The sequence below is a fragment of the Mycobacterium sp. genome (assembly GCF_035633495.1).
GTDB lineage: Bacteria > Actinomycetota > Actinomycetes > Mycobacteriales > Mycobacteriaceae > Mycobacterium.
This window is the reverse complement of the sequence record NZ_DASQEU010000132.1, coordinates 1-2,100: the sequence shown is the minus strand read 5'-3', so window position 1 is coordinate 2,100 and position 2,100 is coordinate 1. Positions and strand designations below refer to the sequence as shown.

The window sequence follows — 2,100 nt, the reverse complement described above, 5'->3', positions numbered from 1 at the left end:
GCGACGCCAGCCCCGGCTGGGTGTTCAACCTGCGCGCCAAACCCACCGTCGAGGTCGAGATCGGACCCGACCCACGACGGTCCGCCGTCGCTCATGAGCTACCCAAGGACGAGCGCGACCGCATCTTCGCCGAAATCGTCGAAAGAGCACCAGGGTTCGGCGAATATGAGAAGCGCACCGACCGCGTCATCCCCGTCTTCGAACTCGCCGTCGGCTGATCTACCCCGTCCGGCGGCGCCGCAGGAACGGATCGGTCAACGCCGGCGGCGTGTAGCCCTGGTCGGCACTCGACAGAGTGACCCCCGGCGGCACGATCTCATCGATCTCGTCGAGCACGTCGACCGACAGCGTCACCTCGGTGGCGCCGAGTTGCGACTGCAGATGATCCATCGTGCGCGGCCCGATGATCGGCGCGGTCACCGCGGGATGCTGCAACACGAACGCCAACGCCAGGTGGACGAGCGACAGTCCGGCCTCGTCGGCCAACGCACCGAGTGCATCGGCGGCGTCGAGCTTGCGCTGGTTGTCCGGGCTGTCGAGGTCGAACCGCGCGGGCATTCGGTTGCGGCGCTTGTACTCTGGCAGCTCCTTGCCCTTGCGGTAGCCACCGGTGAGCCAGCCGCCCGCCAGCGGGCTCCACGGCAGCACGCCCATCCCGTACTCCTGCGCGACGGGCAGCAGGTCGGCCTCGATGCCGCGGGCCAGCAGCGAGTACGGCGGTTGCTCGGTGACGAACCGGCCCAGGCCCTTTCGCTCGCTGACCCACTGCGCCTGCACCACCTGATGCGCCGGGAAGGTCGACGAGCCGAAGGCGCGGATCTTGCCCTGGCTCTGCAGATCGGTGAGCGCCGAGAGCGTTTCCTCGACGTCGGTGTCGGCATCGGGACGGTGCACCTGGTAGAGGTCGATCCAGTCGGTGTTCAGCCGCCGCAGGCTGTTCTCGACCTCGCGGACGATCCAGCGCCGCGAGTTGCCGCGCTGATTCGGGTCGCCCGGCGTACCCATCGGCGAGTCGACCGGGACGCCCATCTGTCCGTGGAACTTGGTCGCCAGCACCACGTCGTCGCGTTTGCCTCCTGCCAGCGCCTTGCCGACGATGACCTCCGACTCGCCTTGGGAATACACGTCGGCGGTGTCGATGAAGTTGATGCCGGCGTCCAGGGCGGTGTGGATGACCTTGATGGACGTGTCGTGGTCCGGTTCTCCCCAGGCGCCGAACATCATGGCGCCCAAGCAGAGCGGGCTGACGTGGATTCCGGTTCGGCCGAGGCTGCGATAGTCCATTTCTTCGATGGTAGGCGCGCTCTCGAAGTTGGCCGAGATCGTCGCCAACGTTAAAATCCACGCCAAGCACGGTCAATCGAGGATTCGAGACGACATGGCATCGTTGAAGACGGGGGCGGGATTCCCCGGCGTGGTGGTCACCGCCGTCACGTCCACGACGTCGATCGCCACCGACGCCGAGGAAACCTGGCGTCACCTACTGGACGGTCACAGCGGCATCCGGCCGATCGACATGCCGTTCCTCGACGAGTTCGACTTGCCGGTCCGCATCGGTGGCCCGCTGCTCGAGGACTTCGATCACCACCTCAATCGCGTCGAGCTGCGTCGCCTCTCGTACCTGCAGAAGATGACGACGATCCTGAGCCGCAGGCTCTGGAACCAGCCCGGGCTGGAGGACCTCGACACCAGCCGCCTGATGGTCTCCATCGGGCTGGCGCTGGGCACCTCCGAGGAAGTGGTCCACCAGTACGACGCCTTCAAGCAGAAGGGTCTGCGCGCGGTGTCGCCGCTGGCCATCCAGATGTACATGCCCAACGCGCCCGCTGCTGCCGTCGGTATGGAGCGAAAGGCCAAGGCGGGCATCGTGACTCCGCTGATGGCCGACTCCTCCGGCGCCGCGGCCATCGCCGAGGCCTGGCAAGCGATCGTCTTCGGCGACGCGGACTTCGCGATCTGCGGTGGCATCGACACCTGGCTCGCGGCGGTGCCCATCGCCGCGTACAGCCAACTCGGCCTGCTCTCGACCAACAACGACGACCCCGCCGGTGCGTGTCGACCCTTCGACGCCGACCGCGACGGCACGGTGTTCAGCGAGGG

Annotated in this window: 3 protein-coding genes; 2 read left to right on the top strand and 1 reads right to left on the bottom strand. The window is 67.1% G+C overall.

Annotated elements, in window-relative coordinates; all coding sequences use genetic code 11:
* A partial coding sequence (locus VET27_RS19795) for a nitroreductase/quinone reductase family protein (protein ID WP_526521198.1) occupies nt 1-218 on the top strand: 218 nt, incomplete at its 5' end.
* Between the two features lies 1 nt (nt 219).
* Here VET27_RS19795 and VET27_RS19790 read toward each other — a convergent pair.
* Nucleotides 220-1,284 carry an aldo/keto reductase gene (locus tag VET27_RS19790; protein ID WP_526521196.1) on the bottom strand — a complete coding sequence of 355 codons (1,065 nt, stop codon included), beginning with the start codon at nt 1,282-1,284 and terminating at the stop codon, nt 220-222.
* Between the two features lie 94 nt (nt 1,285-1,378).
* On the opposite strand from VET27_RS19790, the gene VET27_RS19785 reads away from it, so the two are divergent.
* The coding region (locus VET27_RS19785) for a beta-ketoacyl synthase N-terminal-like domain-containing protein (RefSeq protein ID WP_526521194.1) at nt 1,379-2,100 on the top strand (722 nt) is incomplete at its 3' end.

Excerpts from the sequence above, each read along its gene's own strand:
- VET27_RS19790 (WP_526521196.1), bottom strand. The coding sequence starts at position 1,284 with ATGGACTATCGCAGCCTCGGCCGAACCGGAATCCACGTCAGCCCGCTC.